This window comes from Vibrio sp. 2130-1 (assembly GCF_033339515.1).
The window spans coordinates 49295-75375 of record NZ_JAWOUT010000004.1; the positions used below are offsets into that span (position 1 = coordinate 49295).

A 26081-nucleotide genomic window follows, 5' to 3' on the forward strand; every position below is an offset into this window, starting at 1 on the left:
TCCCTCGTTTATTTCCAGAATAGAAAGTGTGTTTATCCATATATTTAAATATTTAGGCTAGGGCACTTTCTAAATAAAGTAGGTTTATCATGAAAGCCAAATATAAATTTGCGTTGGTATCTATTGCTATATCTTCTGCATTACTATCAGGATGCAAAACTGGCGATATCGCAACGAAAACAGCCCAAGCACCCTCTGTTGAAACCGTTACCCTAACCGAAACAAAAATCACTCCTTATCATACTTTTATCGGTCGAACTGAAGCGGTAAATGACGTTGATATTATGCCGCGAGTCGGTGGCGAATTAACCGCGATTCATTTTAAAGATGGCGATATGGTCGAAAAAGGCCAATTGTTGTTTGAAATCGACGACCGTCCTTACAAAGCGGCACTGGCGTATGCAAAAGCGTCGTTGCAAAAAGCAAAAGCGCAACTCGTTCAAACTACGCGTGATGCAGAACGTGTGAAGAAACTCATCAAAGATAAAAGCATCAGTGAGCAGCAATACGATGACGCCATTGCCGCGCAAGCCGCAGCGATTGCTTCGGTAGAAGAGGCGAAGGCGACGCTGGTTTCAGCAAGGCTCGATCTTGAATTTAGCTCTGTGCGTGCTCCTTTCTCTGGTCGCGTGGGTTTCAGCAACTTCCGAGTGGGTGACCGTATTTCGAAAATTCAACTCGTTCCTCTTGTTTCGATCACTCAAGTAGACCCAATTCGCTTTGGCTTTGATGTGGATGAGAAGCTCTACCGCCGAGTAAGAAGTGCCATTGATGTGGCTCATCGTAACGATGACAAACTGGATGTTGATTTAACACTGACGCTTTCAGACGGTTCATTGTATCCGCTTGATGGCAAGATCTACGCCGTTGGCAATAAGATCGATTTAGAAACAGGCTCAATTCGAGCAGAAGCACAATTCGATAATCCAACTTACGCGCTTATGCCGGGTGAATATGGCAACTTGACCATCAAGCTGCGCAACAAAACCATTGATGGTTTGCTTATCCCATCGGCGGCTGTTCAGCAAGACCAAGCGGGTGACTACGTCATGGTGGTTGGTGATGATCACGTGGTGTCACGTCGTAACGTTGAACTCGGTCAGACCTACGGTGTGAAACGTGCTGTGCTGACTGGTTTGGCGGCTAACGAAAAAGTCATCGTCAATGGTCTACAAAAAGTGCGTCCGGGTGCAACGGTGAAAGACGTTGAGCTACAGAGTGAACAAGGCTGAGTGAGTACTGATGTTAAGTAAATTTTTCATTCACCGGCCGAAGTTTGCTTTGGTGATCTCACTGGCGATGACATTGATGGGTATGATCGCCCTGAAAGTCTTGCCAATTTCTGAGTATCCTCAAATCTCCCCAACGGTAATTACGGTGAGTACCATGTATCCGGGTGCAAACGCGGACGTGGTTAAAAAGACCGTAGCACAACCGATAGAAGCCAAAGTCAACGGCGTTGAAGACATGATTTACATGTCTTCTGTGATTGGTAACGATGGCTCATACACACTGCGTATCTACTTCCGAGTGGGCGCAGGTGGCGATATGGCGCAGGTTCGTGTGAACAACTTGGTGGCACAGGCGACGTCATCTCTACCACAAGAAGTAAACCAAATCGGTGTGACGGTTAAGAAGAAATCTTCCGACATGCTGGGCGTTATCACACTGCGTTCTCCGAAACAGTCTCACGACAGTATCTACCTTTCTAACTACGCGGATCTCAATATTGTCGAGCGTCTAAAACGTATCGAAGGTATGAGTGACATTACGCTGCTGGGTAAGAAAGACTACTCAATGCGTATTTGGTTGAACCCAAATAAACTGGCTACCTTGAAGCTTTCTGCTAGCGATGTTATTGGCGCAATTAAAACGCAAAACATCCAAGTGGCGGCGGGTAAGATCGGTGGTATGCCAGCTCCGGGTGATCAGCAATATCAATATGTTTTGCAAACCAAAGGCCGCCTTACTTCTGCGGAAGAGTTCGAGAACATCATCATCCGTGCGAGCAAGAAAGGTTCTCTGATTCGCTTGAAAGATGTGGCTCGTGTCGAAGTTGGCGCACAAGGTTACGAAGCTGATGGTCGTATGAATAACGAACCAGCCGCCGTTCTGGCCTTGTACCAGTTGCCGACAGCGAATGCGCTAGACGTGATGGAGCGGGTGAAAGAGGCCATGAAAGAGTACGAGAAATCGTTCCCAGATGATTTGGTCTATGACATCGCGTATGACTCTACCGAATACGTAGAGACATCGATTGATGAAGTGTACGAGACGCTGGTGATTGCGGTACTTCTTGTCACCTTCGTTGTGTACGTTTTCTTGCAGAACTGGCGAGCGACCATCATTCCAACCTTAGCGATTCCGGTTTCCATCATTGCGACTTTCGCAATCATGGGCGTGATGGGCATGACCATTAACACCATCTCGTTGTTTGGCTTGATCCTCGCCATCGGTATCGTGGTGGACGATGCGATCATCGTGGTAGAGAACGTGGAGCGGGTTATCCATGAAGAGCATTTAGACTCGATTCCGGCCACGATCCAAGCTATGAAAGAAGTGACGGGGCCAGTATTGGCAACAACGCTTATTTTGTTGGCGGTATTCGTACCGGTTGCGCTATTGCCGGGTATTTCCGGTCGAATGTTCAACCAGTTCGCAGTCACCATCTGTGTGTCGGTGCTGATCTCTGCGATCAACGCATTAACGTTAACGCCAGCGCTTTGTGCGTTGATGTTGAAATCAACTCACTCGCAACCTATTGCGCCTTTGCGTGCGTTTAATCGAGGTTTTGAAGCAATAACGCGCAAATACCAAGGTTTAGTTGGCTTCTTGAGCCGTCGTATTGTGCTGAGTATCGGTGTGTATGGCGCGCTTATTGCGGTGCTGGCGTTTGCGTTCATGACCGTACCTTCTTCTTTCGTACCGAACGAAGATAAAGGCGTGTTCATGGTCGAAATGCGGTTACCAGACGCAGCAGCATTGCAGCGTACTGCACCATTAATGAAGAAGTACGTTGATGAACTAAAACAGATGGAAGGTGTGGAGAACGTGGTTTCGGTTGCGGGCTTCTCGGTAATTAACATGGCGTCGATTCCAAACTCGGGCATGTTGATCATCAAACTGGATAACTGGAGCAAACGTAAAGACCCTGAGCTACACCAACGCGCATTGATGAATAAAGTTAACCAAATGCTGAACTCAACGCCAGATGCCGCTTCGTTCGTTTTCGCGACGCCGGCAATCAAAGGTATGGGTGCGGTAGATGGTTTCAACCTTGTGCTGCAAGACAACTTGGGCCGTTCTCCACAAGAGTTGGCAAAAACAACCGCTGATTTTGTTGCCCAAATCAACCAACTGCCTGAAGTGGCGCGTGCGTTCTCGATTTTCCGTGCCAACATTCCGCAACGTTACATCGATATTGACCGCGATAAAGCGATTTCGATGGGCGTACCGTTGAATGAAATCTTCAGCACACTGCAAGCGCAGTTGGGCGGTGCCTACATTTCTGACTTCAACTTGTTTGGTCGTTCGTACCAAGTGAAAGTGCAAGCAGAAGAGCAATATCGTGACAACATCGACGACATCGACCATCTGTTTGTTCGTTCTAGCTCTGGAAAAATGGTGTCACTGGCAACGCTAGTGAAAGTGAAGCCGATCTTCGGCCCTGATACCTTGTCGAACTACAACATGTTCAGTTCTGCAACCGTGAACGGTGCGCCAGCGCCAGGTTACAGCTCGGGTGATGTTGTAAAAGCCATTGAAAAACTGGCTGCGGAATCTTTGCCAAGTGGTTACTCGTACGAGTGGTCAGGCATGACTTACCAAGAGATGAAAGCAGGCAACATGGCACCAATCGCGTTCGCATTGTCTTTGCTGTTCACCTACTTGTTCTTGGTGGCTCAGTACGAAAGTTGGACCATTCCTGCTGCGGTAATGATGGCGGTTCCAGTCGCGATTCTCGGCGCAATGGGCACGCTACTGCTGGTGGGACAACCGTTCGATTTGTATGTGCAGATTGGTGTGGTCATCTTGATCGGTATGTCCGCCAAAGTGGCGATTCTTATCGTGGAATTTGCCAAAGTTCTGCGAGAAGAAAAGGGCTTATCCATCATTGATGCTGCCAAAGAAGCTGCTCGAATCCGTTTCCGAGCAGTACAGATGACCGCATTCGCCTTCATCTGGGGGGTATTCCCGTTGGTGATTGCATCGGGTGCCGGTGCGGCATCTCGTCACTCACTGGGCTTTGCGGTATTCGGCGGCATGATTCTCTCTACGTTTGTTGGCACGTTACTGACGCCAGTGTTCTTCGTGATGATGCAATCTCTGCGCGAGAAGTTTAAGCGAAAGAAACCCACTGAACTTGAGGTGAGCGAGCAATAACGCTGATTTCAACTGACTGACTCCACAACACCCCCACGCTGTGTGCGATTGGCCAATGCCTTTCATTGATATACAACCACCGTCGCAGCGTGGGTTCCCCTAACAATAATAGGTTTTAACATGAAAAATCTTTCAAAAATCGTCGTAGCGAGTTCTCTACTGACTTGTGCTGCTGCGCAAGCGGGTGGGTTATACCTTTACGAAACAACAGCATCGGATATTGGTTTGGCATCCGCTGGTATGGCGGCTCGTGCGCAAGATGCCTCAGTAATGGCAGCAAACCCGGCTGGTCTGGCGAATGTTTCTGGTAAATCTTTCTCTGGTAACCTGATTGGCCTTTACGGTGACGCGCAACTAGACACGATGACTGGCGATGCGGGCAACGTGATTGGTTTTGTTCCTATGGCGTCGGCATTTTACAGCCAACAAGTGAACGACAAATGGACGCTGGGTATTGGTCTGTATGGCAACTACGGTCTTGGCCTCGAGTACGAAGGTCTTTTGGGTGATCATTTAGATATTTCTACAGCAACGACGCAAGCCTTGACCATTCAACCTTCCGCTTCTTACCGCATCAATGATCACTGGTCTGTGGGTGCGGCGCTTGGCATTCAGTACGGTATGTATGAAGTGGAAACGAAGGGAGCCTTGAACTTCAATGACGAAGACCAAGATACTCAGCTCAACGGCCGAGTAGGTGTGCTTTATGAAGCAACACCAGGCACGCGTCTTGGTCTGTCTTACTCTTCTGAAACCGAATTTGAATTCGACAATAGCAACTCCATTGCTCCGCAACAACTGATCTTCAGTGCTTACCACGAAGTGAATGATGACCTAGCGGTGATGTGGAACGTGAACTGGCAAGACTGGAGCGAATACACAACCACGCTGAACGTAGAGACACAAGACACTTACCAAATCGCATTGGGTACTCAGTATAAACTGAATGAAAAAATGATGTGGAATGCAGGTTTTGCATTCGATACCAGCATGTATGAAAGCCAATCAAACGGTGACATTACCGTTCCTACTGGCAAGGCGTACCGCATTGGTACAGGCATTGATTACAAATTGGATTCAGAAAACTCAATTGGTTTCGCGTTTGAAGCGGTCTTGATGGAGTCTTCAGAAACGCCACGCTTCCAAGCGGGCTTTGATGAGCCTGCACTGTACTTCATGAGCATGAGCTACAACTGGAAAAACTAATCATTCCTAATCGCTAAAACGCCTTCCTTACAGGCCATTCTACCCTAACTACCTGCACTGGATGCTGTCACGCCATCTAAGGTAGTTAGGGCGCTTTTGTCACATCCAGTGAGTGATGATTCAAAAAATATCTGCGCAGCTAAGTGCGGGTATTCAACATCTCAAAGGACTAAAAAATGAAAAACAAACTAGCGTTAGTGTGTACGACTTTGTTGGTCAGTACGCTGGCTCATGGTGCCGAGCATCGAGTAAAAGACAATAAAAACAAGTTGGCGGATGACCCAACAAAAGTCATCACGAAATTTGGCGCGTCGTACGCAAACAACTACGATTTTGATGATCAAAACATCTCATTCTCGGGCTCACTTGCGCTTGACCAAGCGCGCAAAATCAACCTGCGTATCAATGATGATGCGAGCGAGTGGCGTATTGGTGGCTCGTGGTTGTTTCCGGTCGGTATCGTGAACTTCAACTTCGGCAAAAATGAATACGTAAACGGCGCGGATCAAACCAACTACAGCGTTGGTACCTTTATGCCGCTAAGTTATTTCGGGATTGAGCCAGCAGGCTTCCAAATTTTCCCAATGGCAGGCTATACGTACAACACTGGTGATGTTCCTGTTTGTGACGGTGCAGAAAGTAGTCTCTGTAGCGAGCCTAACTTTACGGGTACGCCAAGTGCAGAGAATGGCTTCAATATGATGAGCTCTTCAGGCAGTAGCGGTTACGTTGGTGCATTTGCGCTGAAATCGTTTACCAAAGAGCTGACGTTAATCAGCTTCGCAGCAGGCACTTACGGCTCAGAAAACAGTGAAGGAGAGAACTACAAAGGCTTCTTTGGTGGTATTGGTCTTGGTTACCTCGTGAGCAAACGCCACTCTTTTAACGTAATGACGTTTGTCATGGACAACAACACCTATTTGGATGAAGCAGACAAGCGCATCGTATTATCATATCAATATCAATTTGAATAAATAAAAACGCAGCCCAAATAGCTGCGTTTTTACTTTGATAGAATGAACTAGTGAATTGAGTTGTTTTCTTCGATCTTTTTCTGGTACTGGTGTTTTAATATATACATGCGCTTAACATCGCTGTAAGCGCCGTTAATAAAGTATTCTTCTACAAGGTGACCTTCTTCGATAAAGCCGCACTTTTTGTATAAGTGAATAGCGACTTCGTTATCCACTGCGACTAATAAGTAGATTTTACGTAGATTAAGAATTGAGAATGAGTAATCTAACGCACGATTAATCATCTCTGTCGCATAACCTCGGCCTTGATGCTCTGGGGCGATGATTATCTGAAATTCCGCGCTGCGGTGAATGTAGTTAATCTCGATCAGCTCAACTAAGCCAATTACGATGCCGTCTTCATCTTCGACGACAAAACGCCTTTCAGCGTCATCATGTATATGTTTTCGATAAAGTTCTTCGAGCTCGTCATAAGACTCGTAAGGTTCTTCGAACCAGTAGGCCATGATATTTCGGTTGTTATTCAGTTCATGAATAAAGCGCAAATCAGAACGCTCTAATGCACGCATTTTTAGGCCTTTCTTCATCATTTTTCTCCAATGAGGGCGGAGAATACCTCCGCACTTGATGCTAGAAAATATTACCGTATTTCACAAGAATAGCGCATCTTTTTTTGGAAAATATCCTGTGATTTTCAATGTGGAAACTTAGAGTTCACGACAAATATAAATTAATCTTTACGATAAAAAACTCGATTAGGTGCTTTGCCTAATATCGTATTAAATACCGCGCAACGACTTAGTGTCTTAATCTAAACAAACAAGGTATTCAATATGTTTTCAATCGGTGACGTAGTAGTAGCGACTAAAGGTATCGATCTTGGCGAAATGGTTGTTACAGGTTTAAGCAGTGGCGGTTTTTACACACATGTAAAAGCAGGCGAAAAAACACTAACTTACCCAGCTAAAGATCTTAAGAAAGCATAATTAAATTTGCTCATTCTTATTTTTAACTGGCTTAAAGTTCGTATTAGTTATTTTAAGCGGGTTAGAATCGATAAAAGGTAGCGCAATGAGTCGCTACCTTTTTTTATTTTTTCTACCTTTCTTCACCAATATGAAACTCAACGCGATTTCTTCCGGTTTCTTTTGCCTTGTAAAGTGCTAAGTCGGCGCGTTTAACGAGTGGTTCAAATGAGTCGTCGAGACGACAGACTTGAGTTACCCCAATACTCGCGGTGAAGCTCATATCACAACCTGAATGTTGAACGGTCGTCGTTTCTAGTGCATTACGAATCGTTTCTAATGTTTCTAGAGCTTGCTGTGATGAGCGACTTCTTAATACGATGGCAAACTCTTCACCACCAACTCTGGCAAGTAAGTCACAATCAAGTAGATGACTTTTAATAGTATTAACTGCATGGATCAGTGATTTATCGCCTGCGTCATGACCAAATCGGTCATTGAGGCTTTTAAAATTGTCGAGATCTAAAATAGCAACATGGAAGTCAATGCCCTGGGTTCGGTATTCATTTAGGCGGCTTTCGATTTGTCGCATGAACTCTCTGCGGTTTGGAATACCTGTTAGATCATCCGTCGTGGCGAGGTGCTCCATTTTCATAATCTGTATATGAAGGGCAATGTTTAAAGCAATCCAATTAGCGATGCACTGAAGCTGTGCCGCTTGTTCGTTTGTGTAAATGTGCGTTTGATGATGCGCAACATTAAGCGTTCCTAGGCAGACTTTACCGTGCATTAAAGGCGCGTCCATACACGTACCCATACCATTGGATGCGAGCATCACACAATCGATCTCATCAGATTGCGTAACATCATCGCAGATCATCAGTTGTTGCTTTTTGAACACTCGGCCAACAAACGCTTGATGAATGGGCACTAAAAATTCAGCGGGAATCGCTTTACTACCAGAGAAAGAGTAGACCTTTAAATGATCATTGTTTTCATAAAGTGTGATACTCGCACGGTCAGAGTTAAATATGCGATTTATCCATTCTGCCACCGTATCAAGTACTTGCTGTAGTGTTTCCGATTGAGCTAAAAAGTGAACAAACCCTATCGGCATACATATAGGACTTTCCATGTTTTGCATCGATAAGTCATCAGGGTTAAAAGTTCTTTCAAGTCTCAATAGACATCTCCTTGGCAATGTTGCAAATACCAACAATAAATTACGTGAAGCTATTTTGTAGAAAATGTGCTTCTTGGTAAGAGTATGGTTTAATTATCGCCGTTTGTGTGCGTTTGGTTGCTTAATGTGGGCGTTAACTCACCCTAAATAAGTAAATCTTATACCTATTTATAAGTAAGTCATTACTCAATAAGTGGTGTTTTTAAGATGGAAGTACAGAATGAGCCCTTCTGGAAGAGAAGGGCTAGAAAAGGATACAAATGGGGTCAGGTGAGTAGAGACTTAATTGTCTTTGTACTTTTGTAAAATCAACTGACTTATCTGCGCAACGAGTTGGTCCCTAGCTTGAAGTGAGAGCTCGGTTTCTGTGACATAAATACTAATGTAAACAGGTCGATGATTTTCCTTCCATATAATCGCGTTAATGCCACGCGAACCATGACCTCCCGCACCAGAACGGTCTGCAATAGACCAACCTGTTGGTAATACAGAACGCATTAACGAGTCTGAAACTTTGTTGTCCTGCATCCAGATTTTTAATTGTACACGAGACTCATAAGACAACGTTTCGCCTTCGACCAAAGTTCGAAGAGTGTTTAGTATGGCGTTAGGTGTGGTTGTGTCGCGGCTGTCGCCTGGTGTGGCTTCGTTCAAGCGAGGTTCTATTCTGTCTAGGCGCGTTGCTTTATCTCCAATTGTTCGCAGAAACATTGTTACGGCCTTAGGGCCGCCAATTTCATTTAATACTAAGTTGGCTGCGGTATTATCACTCATTAACATAGCGGCTTCACACGCGTGCTCTATGCGTGTGTTTTGGCCTGCGAGCTTATCCATCACTGGAGACCATACAACGATACTGCGCTCATCGACTTTTGCGGTCGCATTTTTACTTAGCTTACCGCTGTCCATATCACTTAGCATTTTGGCACAAGCTAGGGTTTTGAATGTGCTCATGAGTGGGAAGCGTTCATCGCCACGGTAATCCCAACGCTCGTCTGCTTGGGTATCCCAAACTGACACCCCAATTCTGCTTGAGGTTTGTTGCTCGAGGAGAGAAATGTCCTCATTCAGTTGGGACGCGTAACTTAGGGTTGAGCAAACCATTAGCCCAGCCAACAAAAATAACTTTTTCATGGATCGTGTTCTTCAATTTTAGTTTTAGTTCGCACGGTAGCGATGTCACGTAAACTATAACGAGCCAATACTCTAAACACTGTTAAATCTATGTCTATTTTATGTAGGATTCTTTGCAATACGCTTAAACGGTCTCAATATGGGGAGAAGAGTGTTGCTATCAAGGCCTGTAGTTTGGCTTATATATTACGTCGGTGATTCGGTCACAGAAATATCTTAGCGAGAGACACTGGCTCAGAATTTCTTATCATGAGCTAACGAATAGTTTGATCCAGAGAAATAAAAGGAGCTGAATCATCAGCTCCTTTGTCTATTTGGATAATTACTTACAGTTCAATCTTTTTAACCATGCCCGATTCTGCATGGCCCGGAATGTTGCACGCGAACTCAACCTTGTTGTCACCGTGGAAGTGCCACAGTAATTGCTTCGCTTTACCTGGTTCCACCGTAACTGCGTTGCCTGAGTCATGCATGTGATCGCCGCTCATTGTCTTCATCATTTCACGATGTTCTAGCTGCTCTTTGGCAGAACCGATTGTGAACTCGTGGTTGATCTTACCTGTGTTCATCACAACAAATTGCACCACATCGTTTGGCTCAATTTTAACGTCTTTCTTGAACTTGATGGTCATGTCATCACCCAAGATCACGTGTACCACCTTGTCTGGCTTTGCCCCTTTTGCTGGCATACCAACTGCCGACATGCCCGGCATATCCATCATGTTTGAATGGTCCATTTTACTGTGGTCCATCTTCATGCTGCCGTGGTCCATATTTTCATGCTTCATGTTGCTATGATCCATGTTCGTGTGATCCATGTTTGAATGATCCATTTGGGCAAACGCAGTCGTTGTTGTTAGGGCTAGAGCAAGAGTGATTAGTGTCTTTTTCATTTTTATATCCTTGTTTTAATTCATTAATAACTTGGTTGCTTCCCCCCAAACGAATTGATTGAGGGGAAGGTAGGGGTTAAGCCTTGTTGCCAGTGCGATCTGTGCTGTCGGCGTTTTCGATTTGGTTGCCAGTTTGCGTGCTTGTTTGGCTCGGAGTTGAGTTGTTTGGGCGCAACTCACGTTGTTTCCACAGCTTGAAGATGGCTGGAAGTACCAACAGCGTCAGCAGCAGTGCCGATGCCATACCGCCAATCATTGGTGCGGCGATGCGTTGCATTACTTCTGATCCTGTACCTTCGCCGTACATGATCGGAATCAGACCAATAATGACTGTCAGTACCGTCATCATTACTGGGCGAACACGCAGGCCTGCACCTTCACGAATGGCATCGGTTAAGTCTTTTGCCTCAAGCTTCTGTTGGCTCTCTTCCGCATCCAGCTTCTTGTAGTGCCATGCTTGGTTGAGGTAGACGAGCATGATGACCCCAATTTCAACCGCGACACCTGCTAGGGCAATAAAGCCGACCCCAACGGCAATCGAGAAGTTGTAGTTGAGGATATGCATGAGCCATAAACCACCGACCATAGCGAGCGGTAGAGTAAGCATGATGATCATCACTTCGCCAACGCGACGGAAGCTGAAGTAAAGCAGCAGCATAATGATGGCGATAGTGATTGGTACCACGACACTCAAGCGATCTTTCGCACGTTCCATGTATTCGTATTGACCAGACCAAGCCAGCGAGTAACCCGCAGGAAGTTCCAATTGATCAGCCACGACTTGCTGTGCTTCCACGACGTAAGAGCCAAGGTCACGACCATCGATGTCGACAAAGACCCAGCCGTTTGGACGTGCGTTTTCTGTCTTGATCATCGGAGGGCCGTCTTCGTAACGAATGTCCGCTACATCAGCCAGCGCAATACGGGCGCCATTTGGTGTCACCAAAGGTAGGTTTTGCAGTTTAACCACTGAATCACGGTAGTCTTGTGGGTAACGAACGTTGATTGGGTAACGCTCCAAGCCTTCGATGGTTTCACCCACATTCATACCGCCCACCGCAGTGGAGATCACTTGCTGAACGTCTTTGATGCTCAAGCCGTAACGCGCTGCGGCACGACGTTTAATGTCGATCGTGACATAACGACCACCTGCTACACGCTCAGCGTAAACCGATGCCGTGCCTTGTACGCCATTAAGAATTGGCTCCAGCTGAGAACCGATCTTCTCAATCACTTTCAGATCAGGTCCGGCGATCTTAATGCCGATAGGGGTTTTGATACCCGTTGCCAGCATGTCGATACGGGTTTTGATCGGCATTACCCAAGCGTTAGTAAGACCAGGGAACTGAACCAGCTTGTCGAACTCTTTGCGCAGTGACTCGGTTGTTACGCCTTCACGCCATTGATCGCGTGGCTTCAACTGAATCACGGTTTCAATCATGGTGAGTGGTGCTGGATCGGTTGCGGTCTCAGCTCGGCCAATTTTGCCCCATACGGTTTTCACTTCTGGAACGGTTTTGATCAGTTTGTTGGTTTGCTGTAGAAGCTCACGCGCCTTACCAATTGAGATACCCGGATAGGTCGTTGGCATGTACATCAAGTCGCCTTCATCCAGCGGCGGGATGAACTCGCTACCCAGTTTACTGGTTGGGTAGTAAGCCGATGCCATTAGACCTAATGCGATAACAATCATGGCCTTAGGGTATTTTAAGCTGGTGTTCAACAGCGGGCGGTACAGCGCGACCAAGCCGCGGTTAACCGGGTTTTTGTGTTCCGGTAACACCTTACCGCGAATGAAGTAGCCCATAAGAACAGGGACGAGTGTGATCGCCAAACCTGCTGCCGCTGCCATGGCGTAAGTCTTAGTGAACGCAAGCGGCGAGAACATCTTGCCTTCCTGACCTTCTAAGGCGAACACCGGTACGAAGCTAAGAGTAATGATCAGCAATGAGAAGAACAGCGGTGCGCCAACCTCTTCTGCGGCTTTGCCAATTACTTGCCAGCGGTTTTTGTCGGTCAGTGGCGTTCGTTCAATGTGCTTGTGAACGTTTTCAATCATCACGATTGCACCATCCACCATGGCACCGATGGCAATCGCAATACCACCCAAAGACATGATGTTGGCGTTGATGCCTTGCCAATGCATTACGATAAACGCACTAAGAATACCAACCGGTAGGCTCAGAGCGATAACCAACGAAGAACGAATGTGGAACAGGAACAACGCACACACAATCGCGACGACGATGAACTCTTCTGCAAGCTTCTTCCATAGGTTTTCTACCGCTGAATCGATAAGGGTAGAACGGTCGTAGGTTGCAACAATTTCCACGCCTTCTGGCAGGCTGCGTTGTAGGTCTGCGAGTTTGTCTTTGACTTTCGCAATCACTTCACTGGCGTTTTCGCCAAAGCGCATTACGATAACACCACCTACCGCTTCACCTTCGCCATTCAGCTCTGAGATACCACGGCGCATTTGTGGACCAAGGTTAATGTCTGCGATATCACCTAATAGCAACGGCGTGCCTTTCTCGGTGACTTTTAGCGGCAGTGACTTGATGTCTTCAATGCTGGTTAGGTAGCCCGTGGTACGAACCATGTGCTCGGCTTCGGCCACTTCGATAACGGACGCACCGGTTTCTTGGTTACCGTTTTGGATTGCCATGTTCACTTGTTGCAGAGTGAGGTTGTAAGCACGCAGTTTGGCAGGGTCAATCTGCACTTGATACTGCTTCACCATACCGCCCACGGTCGCAACTTCAGAAACGCCATCAACGGTTTGCAATTCGTACTTCAAGAACCAATCTTGCAGGCTGCGAAGATCCGCCAAATCATGCTTGCCAGTTTTGTCTTGTAATACGTAGCTGTAAACCCAGCCCACGCCCGTTGCATCAGGACCTAGGGTTGGTTTTGCGTTCGGTGGCAGCTTTGGTGCTACTTGGCTTAAGTACTCCAACACGCGTGAACGTGCCCAGTACATGTCGGTATCATCGTTGAAAATGATATAAACGTAAGAGTCACCAAAGAAGGAGTAGCCACGAACCGTCTCAGCACCCGGCACGGCAAGCATGGCGGTGGTGAGTGGGTAAGTAACTTGATCCTCGACGACTTGAGGAGCTTGACCCGGATAGCTTGTCTTGATGATCACTTGCACATCAGAAAGATCTGGAATCGCATCAACAGGCGTATTCTTTACACTGTAAAGTCCGCCTAATATAAGGGCTAAGGTCGCGACCAACACTAGGAATCGGTTGCTCAGTGACCAACGAATAATAGCATTGATCATAATTAACCCTCGACGGCTGTTGTTGCAGGAACTAGTTGTTTAAGAACGTAGTCAGATCCTTGTTTTTCAACTAGAAACCGAACTTTCTGTCCTTCTTCAAAACCCGATAGATCAACGTCTTCACCCACAGAGAAGTTCATCTCGCCCGCATCCCAGTTCCATTCTGCAACCGGTAGGTGGTTTAAGGTGATCATGCCAAAATCAGCCATCAGCATGCTAATGTCACCAGTCAGCCAAACTTCTGCTGCAATGGCACTTGAATCAGCCTTATAGTCGACGATTTGGTACTGACCGGACTCCGTCTTTTGCATTTCAAATTCGATAGCCTGACCTTTTTTCAAGTCACCCATTTCAACGCCATCTGCGAAAGTGAAGTTCATTACCATGCCCGGCCAATCCCATTCTGGTACAGGTTGGTGGTTGATGGTCAGCATGCGGTGATCTTTCATTACGTCTGTGATTTCACCTTTGGCCCATGCTGTTTCTGCCGCTGCTTCTACACCATTGATGCGAGACAGATCCGCCGACTGGCTTGATTCAGAATCGAGCATGAAGTGAGATGAAGTAACGATCTTATCGCCTTGTTTAAGTCCTTGTAATACTTCGATTTGTTCGCCAGCTTCGCGGCCAACTTCAATTCGAGCAGAACGGTATTTGCCATCACCTTCCGCCAGAACAACGCGAGTCATACCGCCAGAGCGGATAACAGATGATTTAGGAATCGTTAATACTGCGTCATCAGTGACAGGCTGAAGGGCAATGTTGGCGAACATGTTTGGCTTCAATGCGCCATCTGGGTTAGGGAATTTAAGGCGCACACGCAACGTACGTGTTTTCGGATCGAGGATTGGGTACACGTAATCTACGACGCCTTGCCATTCATTGCCCGGAATCGCGTCAAGGGTCATCGTGGCTTGAGAACCTGCTTTCATCCAGTGTGCTTGACGCTCAAAGACTTCCGCATCAACCCAAACATTGTCCAAGGGACCTGCACTGATCACCGCTTGAGCAGGGGACAAATAGCCACCTTCACGCACGTTTAAGCTCGCGATAACGCCATCAGCAGGCGCTTTGATTTCAATGGTTTGTGATGCTTTACCACTACGAGTAATGGATTTGATTTGAGCACGGTCAACACCAAGTGTTACCAAGCGTTCGGTCGCCCCTTTTACAAGACCTTTGCGGCCAGTACGGTAAGCGTTCAGCAATTCTTCTTGTGCTTTAACCAGTTCTGGAGAGTAGAGCGTGAAAAGCACATCGCCTTTCTTCACTTTCTCACCCACAGCATTGATGTAAAGCTTCTCTACCCAACCCGCCACACGAACGTTGGTTTGCCATAACAGACTTTCATCAAAGGCAATATAGCCAACCGTTTCGATGCGTGGTGATAGCTGTTGTAGTGTCGCGTTTGCGGTTTTAACCCCGAGGTTGTTTTCTACTGAAGGATCGATAGTCACCGTACCGGGCGCCTCTTGTTCACCGGAGAGGTCTTCTGCGTAAACCGGAATCAAATCCATGCCCATTGGAGATTTACCCGGTTTATCACGTTTGTAGTTGGGATCCATTGGAGCAACCCAATAGAGTGGATCATTAGAACTTGCTGCGGAAGTTCCACCCATCGCACTCATGTCGTGAGCTGAGCCCGCAAGAAAATGATTAGCACCAAACCCTAAAGCACCACCAACAATCAGCGCGATGGTTGCAACTTGTAATGTTTTCATTGTTTTACCTTATTTTCCCCTTCACATTTGACGCTACAGCGTTGTTGCCTGCTCTCGTTCACCCAAATCACATAGCAGAACTATGCTCATGGGATTCTCTCGTTTGCCGCCTAGCTGTAGCCCCAACTGTCTTGGGGATTCACAAATTAATATGTCGAAATAGAGCGAGCTTCCGGTGAAGCCACTTGATAGTCGAAACCACCGAGTAGGGTGGCTAAATTGCTGTTTGCGATGTTGAGATCGGTCAGCAGACGTTGTTGCTCTAATTGCAGAGCCAACTCGTCTGTGGTGGCAGAAATCACATCGTTAAACTGCGCTGTGTTGTTTTGATAACCTCGCTCAACGGCTTGAATGCGCGCTTTCGCTTGAGGCAATAAGGTGGATTGATAACGTTCTAAACGCTGGGTTAAGTTGCCGCGATCAACCAGCAAAGTGTTCACCTTGGCATTCATCTGCGTTAGTAAGGTGTCTTTTTGCGATTGTGCCGCAGCAACTTGGTATTGAGCGGCAGCAAGATTGCGATCTTGGCGGTCACCTGTGAACAGCGGAATGTCCATGGTTAAGTAAGCGCTGACCAAGTCAGAAGCGGGTTCGCCCATCATGTTGTCGGCTTGGCGGTAGGCGTACATTACTTCGACGCCAAATTGTGGGTTGTAGGCTTGCTCAGCAATTTCCACCTGCGTTTTATTGGCAGAAATGCTGACGTCGGCCATCTTAACCATCGGGTGTTGGCTGAGTTGCTGATAATGCTTGGTGGAATTCTGACTCGCAGCAAGTTTGCTGTTCAGTGTGTCCCAATTAAGTTGATTGCTCGCATGCAGGGCCTGTTCATTCGCCAACCAATCTGACCCCAACCATTCGGAGAGTTGAGAGATAAGACGACGTTGCATTTGTTCGTTGGCTTGCAGTTTCTCATCCAACTTGCTGACTTGAAGTTGGGCGTTAAGCAGATCTTGCGCTTCACTCTTACCAATCGAATAGTTGGTTTGAATAAAGCTTTCCATCTCCTTCATCAACTTGCGGTTCTCAAGCATGATTTGCTCAGCGCGTTGCTGGTAACCAAGTTCTAACCAAAGTTGAGTCATGCTGTTGGCTACCTCAAGCTCACGAGCATGCACTTGAAGCCCAAGGCCGTCAGCTTGTTGATTGGCTTTCTTCTGTTGCAAATCAAGCGTCGAGCCACGCTCAAACTGTTGCATTAAACCAACGGAGATGTTGGTCATTGGGTCTTCATCGAATTTGAAGCTGTCGACAGGCAAGCCACCAAAACCCACTTTCAGTTTTGGGTCCATTAAGGTCGCGCTCGCGACGCCCGTTTCACGCATGGCAGAAGATTGCGCAGAGTATTGCTTACGATTGCCATCGTTACTCAAAGCGAAGTTGATCAGTTGGGCAAGCTTGGTCGTTGAAGCTCGCTCAGTTGATGCGGAATTTTGCGCTGCGTGCGTCTCTTTTCCTGCGGCGTTAACCAAGGTAGGCGCAGCGACCAGAGCCACCATAAAAATAGGTGCAGCTAAGCGGTATGGTTTGATATCCATAATCTAAATCCAGTGTTCGCCGGATCGATGGAGGTGCGGATTTTATTGCGGGAACAGTAAAGCCTTATTACCTCATCGTTCAGGCGCATTAAAACAACCTGCGATACACGCGCAGGGTCGAATGCTAGGACGGATTTAGGCTATAGGAGGTCGGTATAGGTCGCGGCTTACGTGTACGACAGGGGAAGCAACTTCAGGAGTAATAGTTGCGCGATAGACAACGGGCATTGGGCTATTGATAGGATTCGGTAGGGGGACGAAAACTATCGTACACGCGGCAGTACAGCAGGTATGAACCATGCCGGAGCCTCCACCACAGTTCATGCTGGTTTCTCTTGCATCGCCATCTTCGGACATAGAAGCGTCATTCATGGAGACGTCCATCATGCCAGGCATACTGCAGTGTTCGCTGTCACCCATCATAGAAGGATGGTGAGCCATGCCAGTAGACATCATTTGAATATTCATCAACGGCTCACTGTTCGCCACACTAGATACCAATAGCACTAGCGTCGTGAAGAGAGTTAACCAGATTGTATGCAGCGATTTTAAGTGCATACCCTTTCCCATGTGTTTGATGAAAATGATGAAAACCCTTCGATTCTAAAGGTTAACCTAAGGGTAAGGTCAATCATTTATTACTCTTATTATCAAAATAGTCCAACCCTTCAGTTTGCGCACTTTCGAGGGAGTAAAACGTTTGTTAAACACCGAGTGTTGAAAGTTAGCGAAAGAAGCCCTCGCTTTTTATGACACGTGAAAAATGTGGTTTATAAGTTTTACATCACACTAACTTGTCTTACAAATGATTATCCTTATAGAATGTATGGTTTTACTTGTGCAGATTTGGATTTGCTTCGCTGCGGGGGTTGCATGATAGAAATTGTCATCGATGGAAAATATAGAATTGTAGAAGAGGGTCTAACCCTTTTAGAAGCAGCAAAAGTGTGTGGGGTCGAGATCCCATCGCTGTGCGGAATGAACAAAAGTAATGAAAAAGTACCGTGTGACTTGTGTGTGGTTGAAGTCGAAAGTGGCGGTACTAAGCGTGCGTGTGAACTTGAAGTTTACCGCGGCCTTAATGTGGTCACGCAATCAGAACAATTAAGCGAGCACCGCAGAAAAGCACTTAACCGCATCATGGCGGACCATTACGCCGATTGTGAAGCGCCATGTAAAACCGCGTGTCCTGCGGGCGTTGATATCCAATCGTACCTTTATCACATCGCACAGAACGATCATCAAAAAGCGATTGAAGTGATTAAGCGTACGCTTCCTATGCCGCTATCGATTGGCCGCGTATGCCCTGCATTTTGTGAGAGTGAATGTCGCCGCTCGTTAGTCGATGAGCCTATTGCAATTCGTCAGCTAAAACGTCATGCCGCGGATGCGGATTTGTCTGCGCATGAAGCCTACGTACCAGAAAAAAAACCGAGCAAAGGTTTGAACATTGCCGTCGTCGGCAGTGGCCCTGGTGGTCTAACGGCTGGCTACTACTTATCGAATGAAGGCTACGACGTTACGGTCTTTGAATCCATGCCAAAAGCGGGCGGTTGGTTGCGTTACGGTATTCCTGAATACCGTTTGCCAAAAGACATTCTCGATAAAGAAATCGAACTGATGTGCCGTAATGGCATGCAAGTTTACACCAATCAAAAGCTGGGTGTGGATTTCACGCTTTCTCAATTGAGCGAAGAATACGACGCAGTGTGTTTGGCTGTCGGTGCGTCTCAAGCGGTCGAAATGCATTACACAGGCAGTGACCTTGAAGGTTGCTACTTAGGCGTTGATTACCTAAAAGATTACGTTACCAAGCAAAACTATGTAACGGGTCAGAAAGTCGCGGTGATCGGTGGTGGTAACACGGCAATTGACTGTGCTCGTACTGCGCGTCGTGCTGGTGCAGACACCACGTTGATTTACCGTCGTACCCGTGACGAAATGCCAGCAGAAGACTACGAGATTGTCGAAGCGGAACACGAAGGGGTGAAATTCCACTTCTTGACCAACCCTGCAGAAAACCTTGCCGATGAAACCGGACGCGTGAGTGCGATTCGTCTAGAGCGCATGGCGTTGGGTGAACCGGATGCATCTGGTCGTCGAAGCCCTAAACCAACCGGCGAGTTCTTTACCGAAGAGTTCGACACCGTGATTGCGGCAGTATCGCAAAAGCCTGATCTGAGCTTCCTCGAAGGCGAAGATTTGTCGATTCCGCTTACGCGCTGGAACACCTCTGATGCCGATGAAAAGACCATGCACACCGGCACGGGTAACATCTTCAGTATTGGTGATTTCCGCCGTGGTCCAGCAACGGCAGTTGAAGCGGTGGGTGATGGTCGTGTTGCGGCAAAAGCGATTGACCTGTTTTTGAATGGTGATATGGCGGATATGCCAAAGGCGGCGTTCAACTCACGAAAAGAGAAGAAACTCTCTCAAGTCGATCCGCTTCACTTCGAGAACATCCAAAAAGTCGCTCGTTCTATCATGCCTGAACTGACTCCAGCACAACGCGAGCAAAGCTTCGCTGAAGTGGAGTTAGGCTTTGATAACGAAGAAGCAATGAAAGAAGCAGCGCGCTGTCTAGAATGTGGCTGTCAGGCAAATACCGATTGTGCGCTGCGTGATTACTCCACCGAATATGAGGCTGAGCAAAGCTTTGACTTCTCCTTGCAGATTAAATCGCATCAAGATTGGTTAGATCTTCGTGCGAAAGACTTGCGTCATAAGTACGAAGTTGACCGCAGTTCTGAGTTTATTGAGTTTGATGCTAACCGCTGTATTAGCTGTGGTCAGTGCATCCAAGCGTGCCGCGACAAAGCCGTACACGGTGTACTGAACTTCGTGTGCGATAAACAAGGTCGTCCGGCATTACGTCCTGACGATCGTCCACACTTTGGAAGTAACAAGAATGGCTTAACCCTAATGGGTGATTCGAACTGCGTGCAATGTGGCGCGTGCGTTCAAGTGTGTCCAACGGGCGCAATGGTCGATAGTCGTGACCGTTCGCAAGGCCGTACTGAAGATCTGAAAGCGGTCGACACCATTTGTACATACTGTGGTGTGGGCTGTAAGTTGACCATGTTCGTGGACGAAGCAACCAATACGATTCGTTACGTGAAAGGCGGTGATTCGCCGGTTAACCAAGGCATGCTGTGTGTGAAAGGGCGCTTTGGTTTTGACTTCATTGGCAGTGAAGAGCGTCTTACCACGCCATTGATCCGTAAAGATGGTTGGTTGCAGCCTGCAAGCTGGGAAGAGGCGATTCAACTGATTGCGAGCAAGTTCTCTGGCATCAAGCAAGATTTTGGCAGCAACGCATTGGCGGGTTTCTCTTCAGCGAAAACCACTAACGAAGACAACTACGCGTTCCAAAAATTTGTCCGTCGTGAACTGGGCACTAACAACGTCGACCATTGTGCGCGTTTGTGCCACGCATCGAGTGTAACCGGTCTTGAAGCGTCACTGGGTAGTGGTGCAATGACCAACGACATCCCAAGTATTAAGCACTCGGATGTGATCTTTATTATTGGTTCGGATACCACATCAGCACACCCGATCATCGCTTCACACATTAAACAAGCAATTCGTCACCACGGCGCTCGTTTGATTGTGGCTGACCCGAAACGTGTCGATATGGCAGAGCATGCTGAGCTGTATATGGCGCACCGTCCGGGTACGGATGTGATGCTCCTAAACGGTGTCATGCAGCAGATCATCAAGAACGGTTGGTACGATCAAGAGTACATCGAAGAACGTGTTGACGGCTTTGATACCTTACTGCAAGAAGTGATGTCGCCAGCTTATAACCTCGATAAAGTGGAGTTGGTTACGGGCGTAAAAGCCGAAGACATTCAAGCAATGGCGCGCATGATCGGTACAGCAGATCGTACGGCTGTTTACTACTCGATGGGTATTACTCAGCATACGACAGGTCATGACAACGTCCGTTCTATCGCTAACCTGCAATTGCTGTGTGGCAACATCGGTATTGAAGGTGGTGGTATCAACCCGTTGCGTGGTCAATCAAACGTGCAAGGCGCGTGTGATATGGGCGCTTTGCCAAACAGTTTCCCGGGCTACCAAAAGGTATACAACCCAATTGTGCGTCAGAAATTCGCGATTGAATGGAATGCACCAAATCTGCCTTCTGAGCAAGGTCTAACCCTGACAGAAATCATTGATGCGGCTTGCCATCGTGACGTTCGTGGTATGTACATCATGGGTGAGAACCCAGTGTTGAGTGACCCGAACCAAGCGCATGTGATTGAAGGTTTAGAAGCACTCGACTTCTTGGTGGTTCAAGACATCTTCCTAACGGAGACTGCACAATACGCGGATGTGGTGCTGCCTTCTTGCTCGTTTGCAGAGAAAGCGGGTCACTTCACCAATACGGAGCGTCGTGTTCAGCGTGTGAATCCGGTCGTAACGGCGCCGGGTGAAGCGAAAGAAGATTGGTGGATTATCCAAGAAATCGCCAATGCCATGGGTAGTGATTGGGATTACCACTGCGTGTCTGATATCACCAATGAAATCGCACGTGTGACACCTCAATACGCGGGTCTTCGTTGGGATGCCATTACGCCAAACGGAGTGCAATGGCCGAGTAACAAGAACAACCCAGCAGGTACTCGCATCATGCACCAAACTCAGTTTACTCGTGGTAAAGGGCAAATGGTGGGCGTACCGTTCCGTTATGCGGCTGAGCTGCCAGATGAAGAGTACCCACTTGTGTTAACGACGGGTCGCGTACTTGAGCAGTTCCACACTGGCACCATGACGCGTAAGACCAAAGGGTTGGATAACCTTGCTGGCCCTCGCGCGATGGTGAGCGTGGAAGACGCAGAAGCACTTGGCATCAGTAATGGTCAGCGTCTGACAGTGTCTACACGTCGTGGCAGCATTGAGATTGATGCCTTTGTGACTAAGCGTATTCAAAAAGGTGTGGTGTTCATTCCATTCCACTTTGTTGAGTCGCCGGTTAACCGTTTAACGACAACGGCTACTGACCCGCATGCGAAGATCCCTGAGTTCAAGGTCGCTGCGGTTAAAGTGGAAGTGAGCGAAAAAGCGCAGCTCACAGAGCCAGCAACGGAAGCGGTTCATTCCATTTAAGCCAATCTGTTTAGATACAGTTCAGCAGCGCACTGGCGAGTTGGGCAATTACATATAAGCTTATGATATGTAATCGCTAAATGAGCTGTGCGTGTGCTGAGAGTCATTCAATGGATTGTGTTGTTTTTACCCGCTTCAATTTGGCTGGTGGCAAGGCAATATCATGATATTTGGTGGGCGGAGAATCTAACCTCGATTCCCGCTCTTCTTTTATTCGCCTACCTAGGTTTTGCTTTGGCACTTTTGGTTTGCCGTCACTGGACGAAAGCCACTGCTGCCACTTTGATTGGTTTCGCTTCTATTGCGTATCTCTTACCCACTCAGATCACGAACAACCAAACCTGCGAAAATCCGCTGACGATCGTCCAATTCAATCTGTTTTACGAAAACCCGGACATCAATCAGTTCATCAATTACTTGCTTAAACACCCTGCGGATTTGGTGGTGATGCAAGAGCTCTCGCCTCAAGTGGGGGAGAAACTTCACCTTCTCGACGATGTTTATCCTTTCTATTACGGCGGCCAGCGCGGCGTTGGTTACCCGTCAAATCAGATGATTTTGAGCCGTTATCCTTTGGAGCCAGTTTCGATTTATCATACCCCAGATGGTCAAGAGGTGATTCGAGCAACATGGCAAGTGGACAACCCTATTACCTTGATGACAGCGCATCCTCCTTCGCCAAGAACTGAGCCGTTATGGCAACGCCGCAATGCCCTGATTCGAACCATAGAAACCCTAACTGATTTGTACCCAACACCGGAAATGATCGTGATAGGGGATTTCAATCTTTCTGCTGCAAGCCCAAGGTTTAATGGGCTGTTTTCTCGTTTCCAAACTCAACCTGTTGCCAGTTGGCCAACATCAGTGAAAGGCTTACCGGTTCCTGCTTTTGCCATGATAGGTATTGATCACCTCTGGCTTAAGTCAGAAAACTCAAATCGGAGAATCTGTTCAAGAGCATCGACAGATCAACCGAATGGCTCTGATCACAGGTTGGTGACGACTCTAATCGGGCAATGAGTTAGTACTTTTTATTGGCAAAGTGTCTAGTTATTTAGAATTAGGTTAAATCGCGGTGTGGCTTGTCATGGAATTGACGGAGTCTGACCTTAAGTTGTTATTTGGGTGAATTCTTTAACCTAAACTCCATCCGCTTCCTATACTGAGAATATAGAGAAAAGCAGAAATTCATAATGATAAGAGGCAACTTGTATGACAAGAACTACCTCAGCAGTGTTAATACTTATTTTAATGAGCGCCTATTTTGCCTATAACCGTTTTTACGTTTATCCGCAAAAGCTAGAAACACAGGCGGAATCGATGCTGATCCAAATGGCCAACCGTGAAGAGTGGCTTGACGTACATGAGATGATGGAACGTGTAGAAGCGCACAAGGCGCATCTGGAGTTGAACGCAGATATCACCTCAACCAGCGGCAAACGTGCATACAGCGAAGGTTACATTACCTATAGCGACCGCAGTCGAAATGTATGCAAACAAGTGGTTTTCAATTTCAAAATCAATTCGCTAAGAAGTTATAGCATTTCAGATCTACATGATTGCTCTCTGGGTGAGTACTACTGATCTCGCTACGATAATTGATGATTCAATAAAAACGCCTCCAAATCCGGAGGTGTTTTTAGTTTTGGAATCTGATGGGTTAATCGAGTGATTTTTTGAAACGTAAAGACGCAACAACTAAACCTATCACCGTAAAGCCCAGTAGCCAGACTGTATCTCGCCATAGCTCCATTAAGTCTGCACCACGCAGCACCACACCACGAATAATGCGCATAAAGTGAGTAGCTGGTAGGGCTTCTGATATCCATTGTGCCGCGACGGGCATTCCTTCATAAGGGAACATAAATCCGGACAGAAGAATCGATGGCAAAAGAATAAACACCGTCATCTGCATGGCCTGAAGCTGTGTTGTCGCAATGGTGGATATCACCAAACCTAAGGTTAAACTCGCGGCGATAAACAGCAGCGTGCCAAACAGTATCTGACTAATGGCGCCGTTTATCGGCACGCCAAATATCCAGTGCCCTAATCCTAAAATGATAAACACCTGTATCAGACCAACAAAGATATACGGAATGATCTTCGCCACCATGAGTTCGATGGAGTGAATTGGCGTAGTAATCAGTAACTCCAAATTGCCGCGTTCCCGTTCACGAACAATGGCTGCACTGGTGAACAAGATCATCGTCATGGTCAGAATCACGCCCAATAAACCGGGGACAATGTTCACCGCCGAGCGCCGACTCGGGTTGTAATACAGCGCAACTTCAAAGGTTTTGGTTGGGGCAGGGCGTATCTCAAAATCAAAATCCGTTAACGGCATGGTTTGCAGTGAGAGAATCGCAGAACTGATCATGGTGTCTGAACCATCCACAATCCACTGCCCAAGCTCTCTGCCTTGCACCATACGTTGGGTTAAGTCGCTAGGCAGAATTAAAGCCGCTCGCACCAAACCGTCTTGAATGGCTTGCTCGGCTTCTGAAGCGGTAGCAAAGGTTTCAACCACATCGACCACTTGCGTTACTTTGACGGACTCAGTGATCACGCGCCCGGCAGTACTGCCACTTTGATCGACGACGCCAACGGGAATGTTGCGAATATCGGTATTTATGGCAAAGCCGAACAGCAGGAGCTGAATCAACGGGATCATCACGACCATGCCAAAGGTAATGCGGTCACGTGAAAGCTGACGGATCTCTTTGATCATTACCGCTTTCATACGGGCAATAGATTTCATCATTGGCGACCTTCTCCCGTAACGCTGACAAACACATCTTCCAAGCTCGGGCGAGCAATGTTCATCTCGCAGCCATCAAGCTCTGGAAAGGTTTGGGTTAACCACTCGATCGGTTGTTCGATGTGCCGGTGGATCAAAATGCGTAAGCGAATGCCGAGCTGTGCGGCTGAGCGTACCTCTTCACGCTGAATGACTTTCTCTTTGAGCTCGCGTAAGTTATCCGCTTTGACTTCGACGATGTTAACGCCCATTTGCGCCATGAGTTCTTCTGGCTCACCATCGGCGCGGATTTCCCCAGCTTCCATAATCGCCAGACGATGGCAGCGTTCCGCTTCATCCATGTAGTGTGTTGTGACCAAAATCGTCGTGCCTTGGTCAGAGAGATCAAACAATTGCTCCCAGAAATCGCGTCGGTTCTCTGGGTCAACCGCAGACGTGGGTTCATCAAGAAACAACAGTTCTGGTTTATGCATGGTCGCTGCGGCGAGAGACAAGCGTTGTTTCTGCCCGCCACTCATTCCGCCTACGCGCTGTTTGCGTAGTTGGTCGAGACCGTAGGTGGCTAGTTGTTCTTCGATGCGAGCTTTTAGGGCCTTGGTTTCCATACCAAAGATTTGTCCAATAAACTCAAGATTCTCTTGAACCGTCAGGTCATCATAAAGCGAGAACTTTTGCGTCATGTAGCCAATCTTGAGGCGCAGAAGCTCAGATTGTTTTGGGATCTCGAGTCCTAGTACATCAACATTGCCCTCACTTGGGCTGAGTAGGCCTGTTAACACACGAATGGTTGTCGATTTACCGCAGCCGTTGGGGCCAAGAAAACCATAAATACTGCCTTTGGGCACATTAAGCGTGATGTTGTTGATGGCGGTGAAGTCACCAAACTTCTTCACTACATTTTCAGCTTGAATCGCGTATTCGGTCATTG

Annotated in this window: 18 protein-coding genes; 8 read left to right on the forward strand and 10 right to left on the reverse strand. The window is 47.3% G+C overall.

Annotation, left to right across the window (positions count from 1 at the left end; translation table 11 throughout):
• The first annotated feature begins 89 nt into the window (after positions 1 to 89).
• The 4 genes from vmeP to R7Q09_RS07035 all read left to right on the forward strand — a co-directional run bounded on the left by vmeP (position 90) and on the right by R7Q09_RS07035 (position 6563).
• Positions 90 to 1232, forward strand: a complete 1143-nt coding sequence (gene vmeP / locus R7Q09_RS07020; RefSeq protein WP_017635246.1) for an efflux RND transporter periplasmic adaptor subunit VmeP — start codon at positions 90 to 92, stop codon at positions 1230 to 1232.
• Positions 1233 to 1242: 10 nt separating this feature from the next.
• Positions 1243 to 4383 (forward strand): efflux RND transporter permease subunit VmeQ, encoded by a 3141-nt coding sequence (vmeQ, locus tag R7Q09_RS07025; RefSeq protein ID WP_318070706.1) that lies wholly within the window; start codon positions 1243 to 1245, stop codon positions 4381 to 4383.
• Between the two features lie 120 nt (positions 4384 to 4503).
• Positions 4504 to 5589: an OmpP1/FadL family transporter gene (locus R7Q09_RS07030; RefSeq protein WP_318070705.1), complete on the forward strand. Its 1086-nt coding sequence runs from the start codon at positions 4504 to 4506 to the stop codon at positions 5587 to 5589.
• Positions 5590 to 5765: 176 nt separating this feature from the next.
• Positions 5766 to 6563, forward strand: coding sequence for a hypothetical protein (locus R7Q09_RS07035; RefSeq protein ID WP_005385112.1), 798 nt, complete (start codon positions 5766 to 5768; stop codon positions 6561 to 6563).
• Positions 6564 to 6610: 47 nt separating this feature from the next.
• Here the strand turns inward: R7Q09_RS07035 and speG are convergent, their stop codons facing one another.
• Positions 6611 to 7150: a spermidine N1-acetyltransferase gene (speG, locus tag R7Q09_RS07040; protein ID WP_005375417.1), complete on the reverse strand. Its 540-nt coding sequence runs from the start codon at positions 7148 to 7150 to the stop codon at positions 6611 to 6613.
• Positions 7151 to 7396: 246 nt separating this feature from the next.
• Here speG and R7Q09_RS07045 point away from each other — a divergent pair, with 246 nt between their 5' ends.
• The gene (locus R7Q09_RS07045) at positions 7397 to 7549 is read left to right on the forward strand and encodes a hypothetical protein (protein ID WP_005375418.1); all 153 of its coding nucleotides are present in this window, start codon (positions 7397 to 7399) and stop codon (positions 7547 to 7549) included.
• Between the two features lie 112 nt (positions 7550 to 7661).
• On the opposite strand, the gene R7Q09_RS07050 is transcribed toward R7Q09_RS07045, so the two are convergent.
• From R7Q09_RS07050 to R7Q09_RS07080, 7 genes are all read right to left on the reverse strand, one after another.
• Positions 7662 to 8711: a sensor domain-containing diguanylate cyclase gene (locus R7Q09_RS07050; RefSeq protein ID WP_256901008.1), complete on the reverse strand. Its 1050-nt coding sequence runs from the start codon at positions 8709 to 8711 to the stop codon at positions 7662 to 7664.
• A 282-nt stretch (positions 8712 to 8993) separates the two neighbouring features.
• The gene (locus tag R7Q09_RS07055) at positions 8994 to 9845 is read right to left on the reverse strand and encodes a carbenicillin-hydrolyzing class A beta-lactamase CARB-42 (RefSeq protein WP_005375420.1); all 852 of its coding nucleotides are present in this window, start codon (positions 9843 to 9845) and stop codon (positions 8994 to 8996) included.
• A gap of 326 nt (positions 9846 to 10171) precedes the next feature.
• The gene (gene copI, locus R7Q09_RS07060; RefSeq protein ID WP_256901007.1) at positions 10172 to 10738 is read right to left on the reverse strand and encodes a copper-resistant cuproprotein CopI; all 567 of its coding nucleotides are present in this window, start codon (positions 10736 to 10738) and stop codon (positions 10172 to 10174) included.
• 76 nt (positions 10739 to 10814) lie between these two features.
• The gene (locus tag R7Q09_RS07065) at positions 10815 to 14024 is read right to left on the reverse strand and encodes an efflux RND transporter permease subunit (RefSeq protein ID WP_318070704.1); all 3210 of its coding nucleotides are present in this window, start codon (positions 14022 to 14024) and stop codon (positions 10815 to 10817) included.
• 2 nt (positions 14025 to 14026) lie between these two features.
• Positions 14027 to 15745 (reverse strand): efflux RND transporter periplasmic adaptor subunit, encoded by a 1719-nt coding sequence (locus tag R7Q09_RS07070; protein WP_318070703.1) that lies wholly within the window; start codon positions 15743 to 15745, stop codon positions 14027 to 14029.
• A 146-nt stretch (positions 15746 to 15891) separates the two neighbouring features.
• Positions 15892 to 17283 (reverse strand): TolC family protein, encoded by a 1392-nt coding sequence (locus R7Q09_RS07075; RefSeq protein WP_318070702.1) that lies wholly within the window; start codon positions 17281 to 17283, stop codon positions 15892 to 15894.
• Between the two features lie 135 nt (positions 17284 to 17418).
• Positions 17419 to 17841 (reverse strand): hypothetical protein, encoded by a 423-nt coding sequence (locus R7Q09_RS07080; RefSeq protein WP_005375429.1) that lies wholly within the window; start codon positions 17839 to 17841, stop codon positions 17419 to 17421.
• A 315-nt stretch (positions 17842 to 18156) separates the two neighbouring features.
• Here R7Q09_RS07080 and fdhF point away from each other — a divergent pair, with 315 nt between their 5' ends.
• From fdhF to R7Q09_RS07095, 3 genes are all read left to right on the forward strand, one after another.
• Entirely contained in the window at positions 18157 to 22395 is a 4239-nt protein-coding gene (fdhF, locus tag R7Q09_RS07085; RefSeq protein ID WP_318070701.1) for a formate dehydrogenase subunit alpha, read from the forward strand.
• Positions 22396 to 22488: 93 nt separating this feature from the next.
• On the forward strand, positions 22489 to 23415 hold the full coding sequence (locus R7Q09_RS07090; protein WP_213969327.1) for an endonuclease/exonuclease/phosphatase family protein: 927 nt from the start codon (positions 22489 to 22491) through the stop codon (positions 23413 to 23415).
• A 192-nt stretch (positions 23416 to 23607) separates the two neighbouring features.
• Positions 23608 to 23979 (forward strand): hypothetical protein, encoded by a 372-nt coding sequence (locus R7Q09_RS07095; protein WP_027726579.1) that lies wholly within the window; start codon positions 23608 to 23610, stop codon positions 23977 to 23979.
• A gap of 76 nt (positions 23980 to 24055) precedes the next feature.
• On the opposite strand, the gene R7Q09_RS07100 is transcribed toward R7Q09_RS07095, so the two are convergent.
• Positions 24056 to 25153, reverse strand: a complete 1098-nt coding sequence (locus R7Q09_RS07100; RefSeq protein WP_009706212.1) for an ABC transporter permease — start codon at positions 25151 to 25153, stop codon at positions 24056 to 24058.
• Positions 25153 to 26079, reverse strand: a complete 927-nt coding sequence (locus tag R7Q09_RS07105) for an ABC transporter ATP-binding protein (protein ID WP_318070700.1) — start codon at positions 26077 to 26079, stop codon at positions 25153 to 25155. The genes R7Q09_RS07100 and R7Q09_RS07105 overlap by 1 nt, the downstream gene beginning before the upstream one ends.
• Between the last annotated feature and the right edge of the window lie 2 nt (positions 26080 to 26081).

Bases quoted from the DNA above. Each gene is read 5' to 3' on its own strand.
- speG (WP_005375417.1), bottom strand. From the start codon at position 7,150: ATGAAGAAAGGCCTAAAAATGCGTGCATTAGAGCGTTCTGATTTGCGC.
- R7Q09_RS07075 (WP_318070702.1), bottom strand. From the start codon at position 17,283: ATGGATATCAAACCATACCGCTTAGCTGCACCTATTTTTATGGTGGCT.
- R7Q09_RS07100 (WP_009706212.1), bottom strand. From the start codon at position 25,153: ATGAAATCTATTGCCCGTATGAAAGCGGTAATGATCAAAGAGATCCGT.
- R7Q09_RS07065 (WP_318070704.1), bottom strand. From the start codon at position 14,024: ATGATCAATGCTATTATTCGTTGGTCACTGAGCAACCGATTCCTAGTG.
- R7Q09_RS07045 (WP_005375418.1), top strand. From the start codon at position 7,397: ATGTTTTCAATCGGTGACGTAGTAGTAGCGACTAAAGGTATCGATCTT.
- R7Q09_RS07055 (WP_005375420.1), bottom strand. From the start codon at position 9,845: ATGAAAAAGTTATTTTTGTTGGCTGGGCTAATGGTTTGCTCAACCCTA.
- vmeQ (WP_318070706.1), top strand. From the start codon at position 1,243: ATGTTAAGTAAATTTTTCATTCACCGGCCGAAGTTTGCTTTGGTGATC.
- vmeP (WP_017635246.1), top strand. From the start codon at position 90: ATGAAAGCCAAATATAAATTTGCGTTGGTATCTATTGCTATATCTTCT.
- R7Q09_RS07035 (WP_005385112.1), top strand. From the start codon at position 5,766: ATGAAAAACAAACTAGCGTTAGTGTGTACGACTTTGTTGGTCAGTACG.
- copI (WP_256901007.1), bottom strand. From the start codon at position 10,738: ATGAAAAAGACACTAATCACTCTTGCTCTAGCCCTAACAACAACGACT.
- fdhF (WP_318070701.1), top strand. From the start codon at position 18,157: ATGATAGAAATTGTCATCGATGGAAAATATAGAATTGTAGAAGAGGGT.
- R7Q09_RS07030 (WP_318070705.1), top strand. From the start codon at position 4,504: ATGAAAAATCTTTCAAAAATCGTCGTAGCGAGTTCTCTACTGACTTGT.
- R7Q09_RS07105 (WP_318070700.1), bottom strand. From the start codon at position 26,079: ATGACCGAATACGCGATTCAAGCTGAAAATGTAGTGAAGAAGTTTGGT.
- R7Q09_RS07070 (WP_318070703.1), bottom strand. From the start codon at position 15,745: ATGAAAACATTACAAGTTGCAACCATCGCGCTGATTGTTGGTGGTGCT.
- R7Q09_RS07080 (WP_005375429.1), bottom strand. From the start codon at position 17,841: ATGCACTTAAAATCGCTGCATACAATCTGGTTAACTCTCTTCACGACG.
- R7Q09_RS07095 (WP_027726579.1), top strand. From the start codon at position 23,608: ATGACAAGAACTACCTCAGCAGTGTTAATACTTATTTTAATGAGCGCC.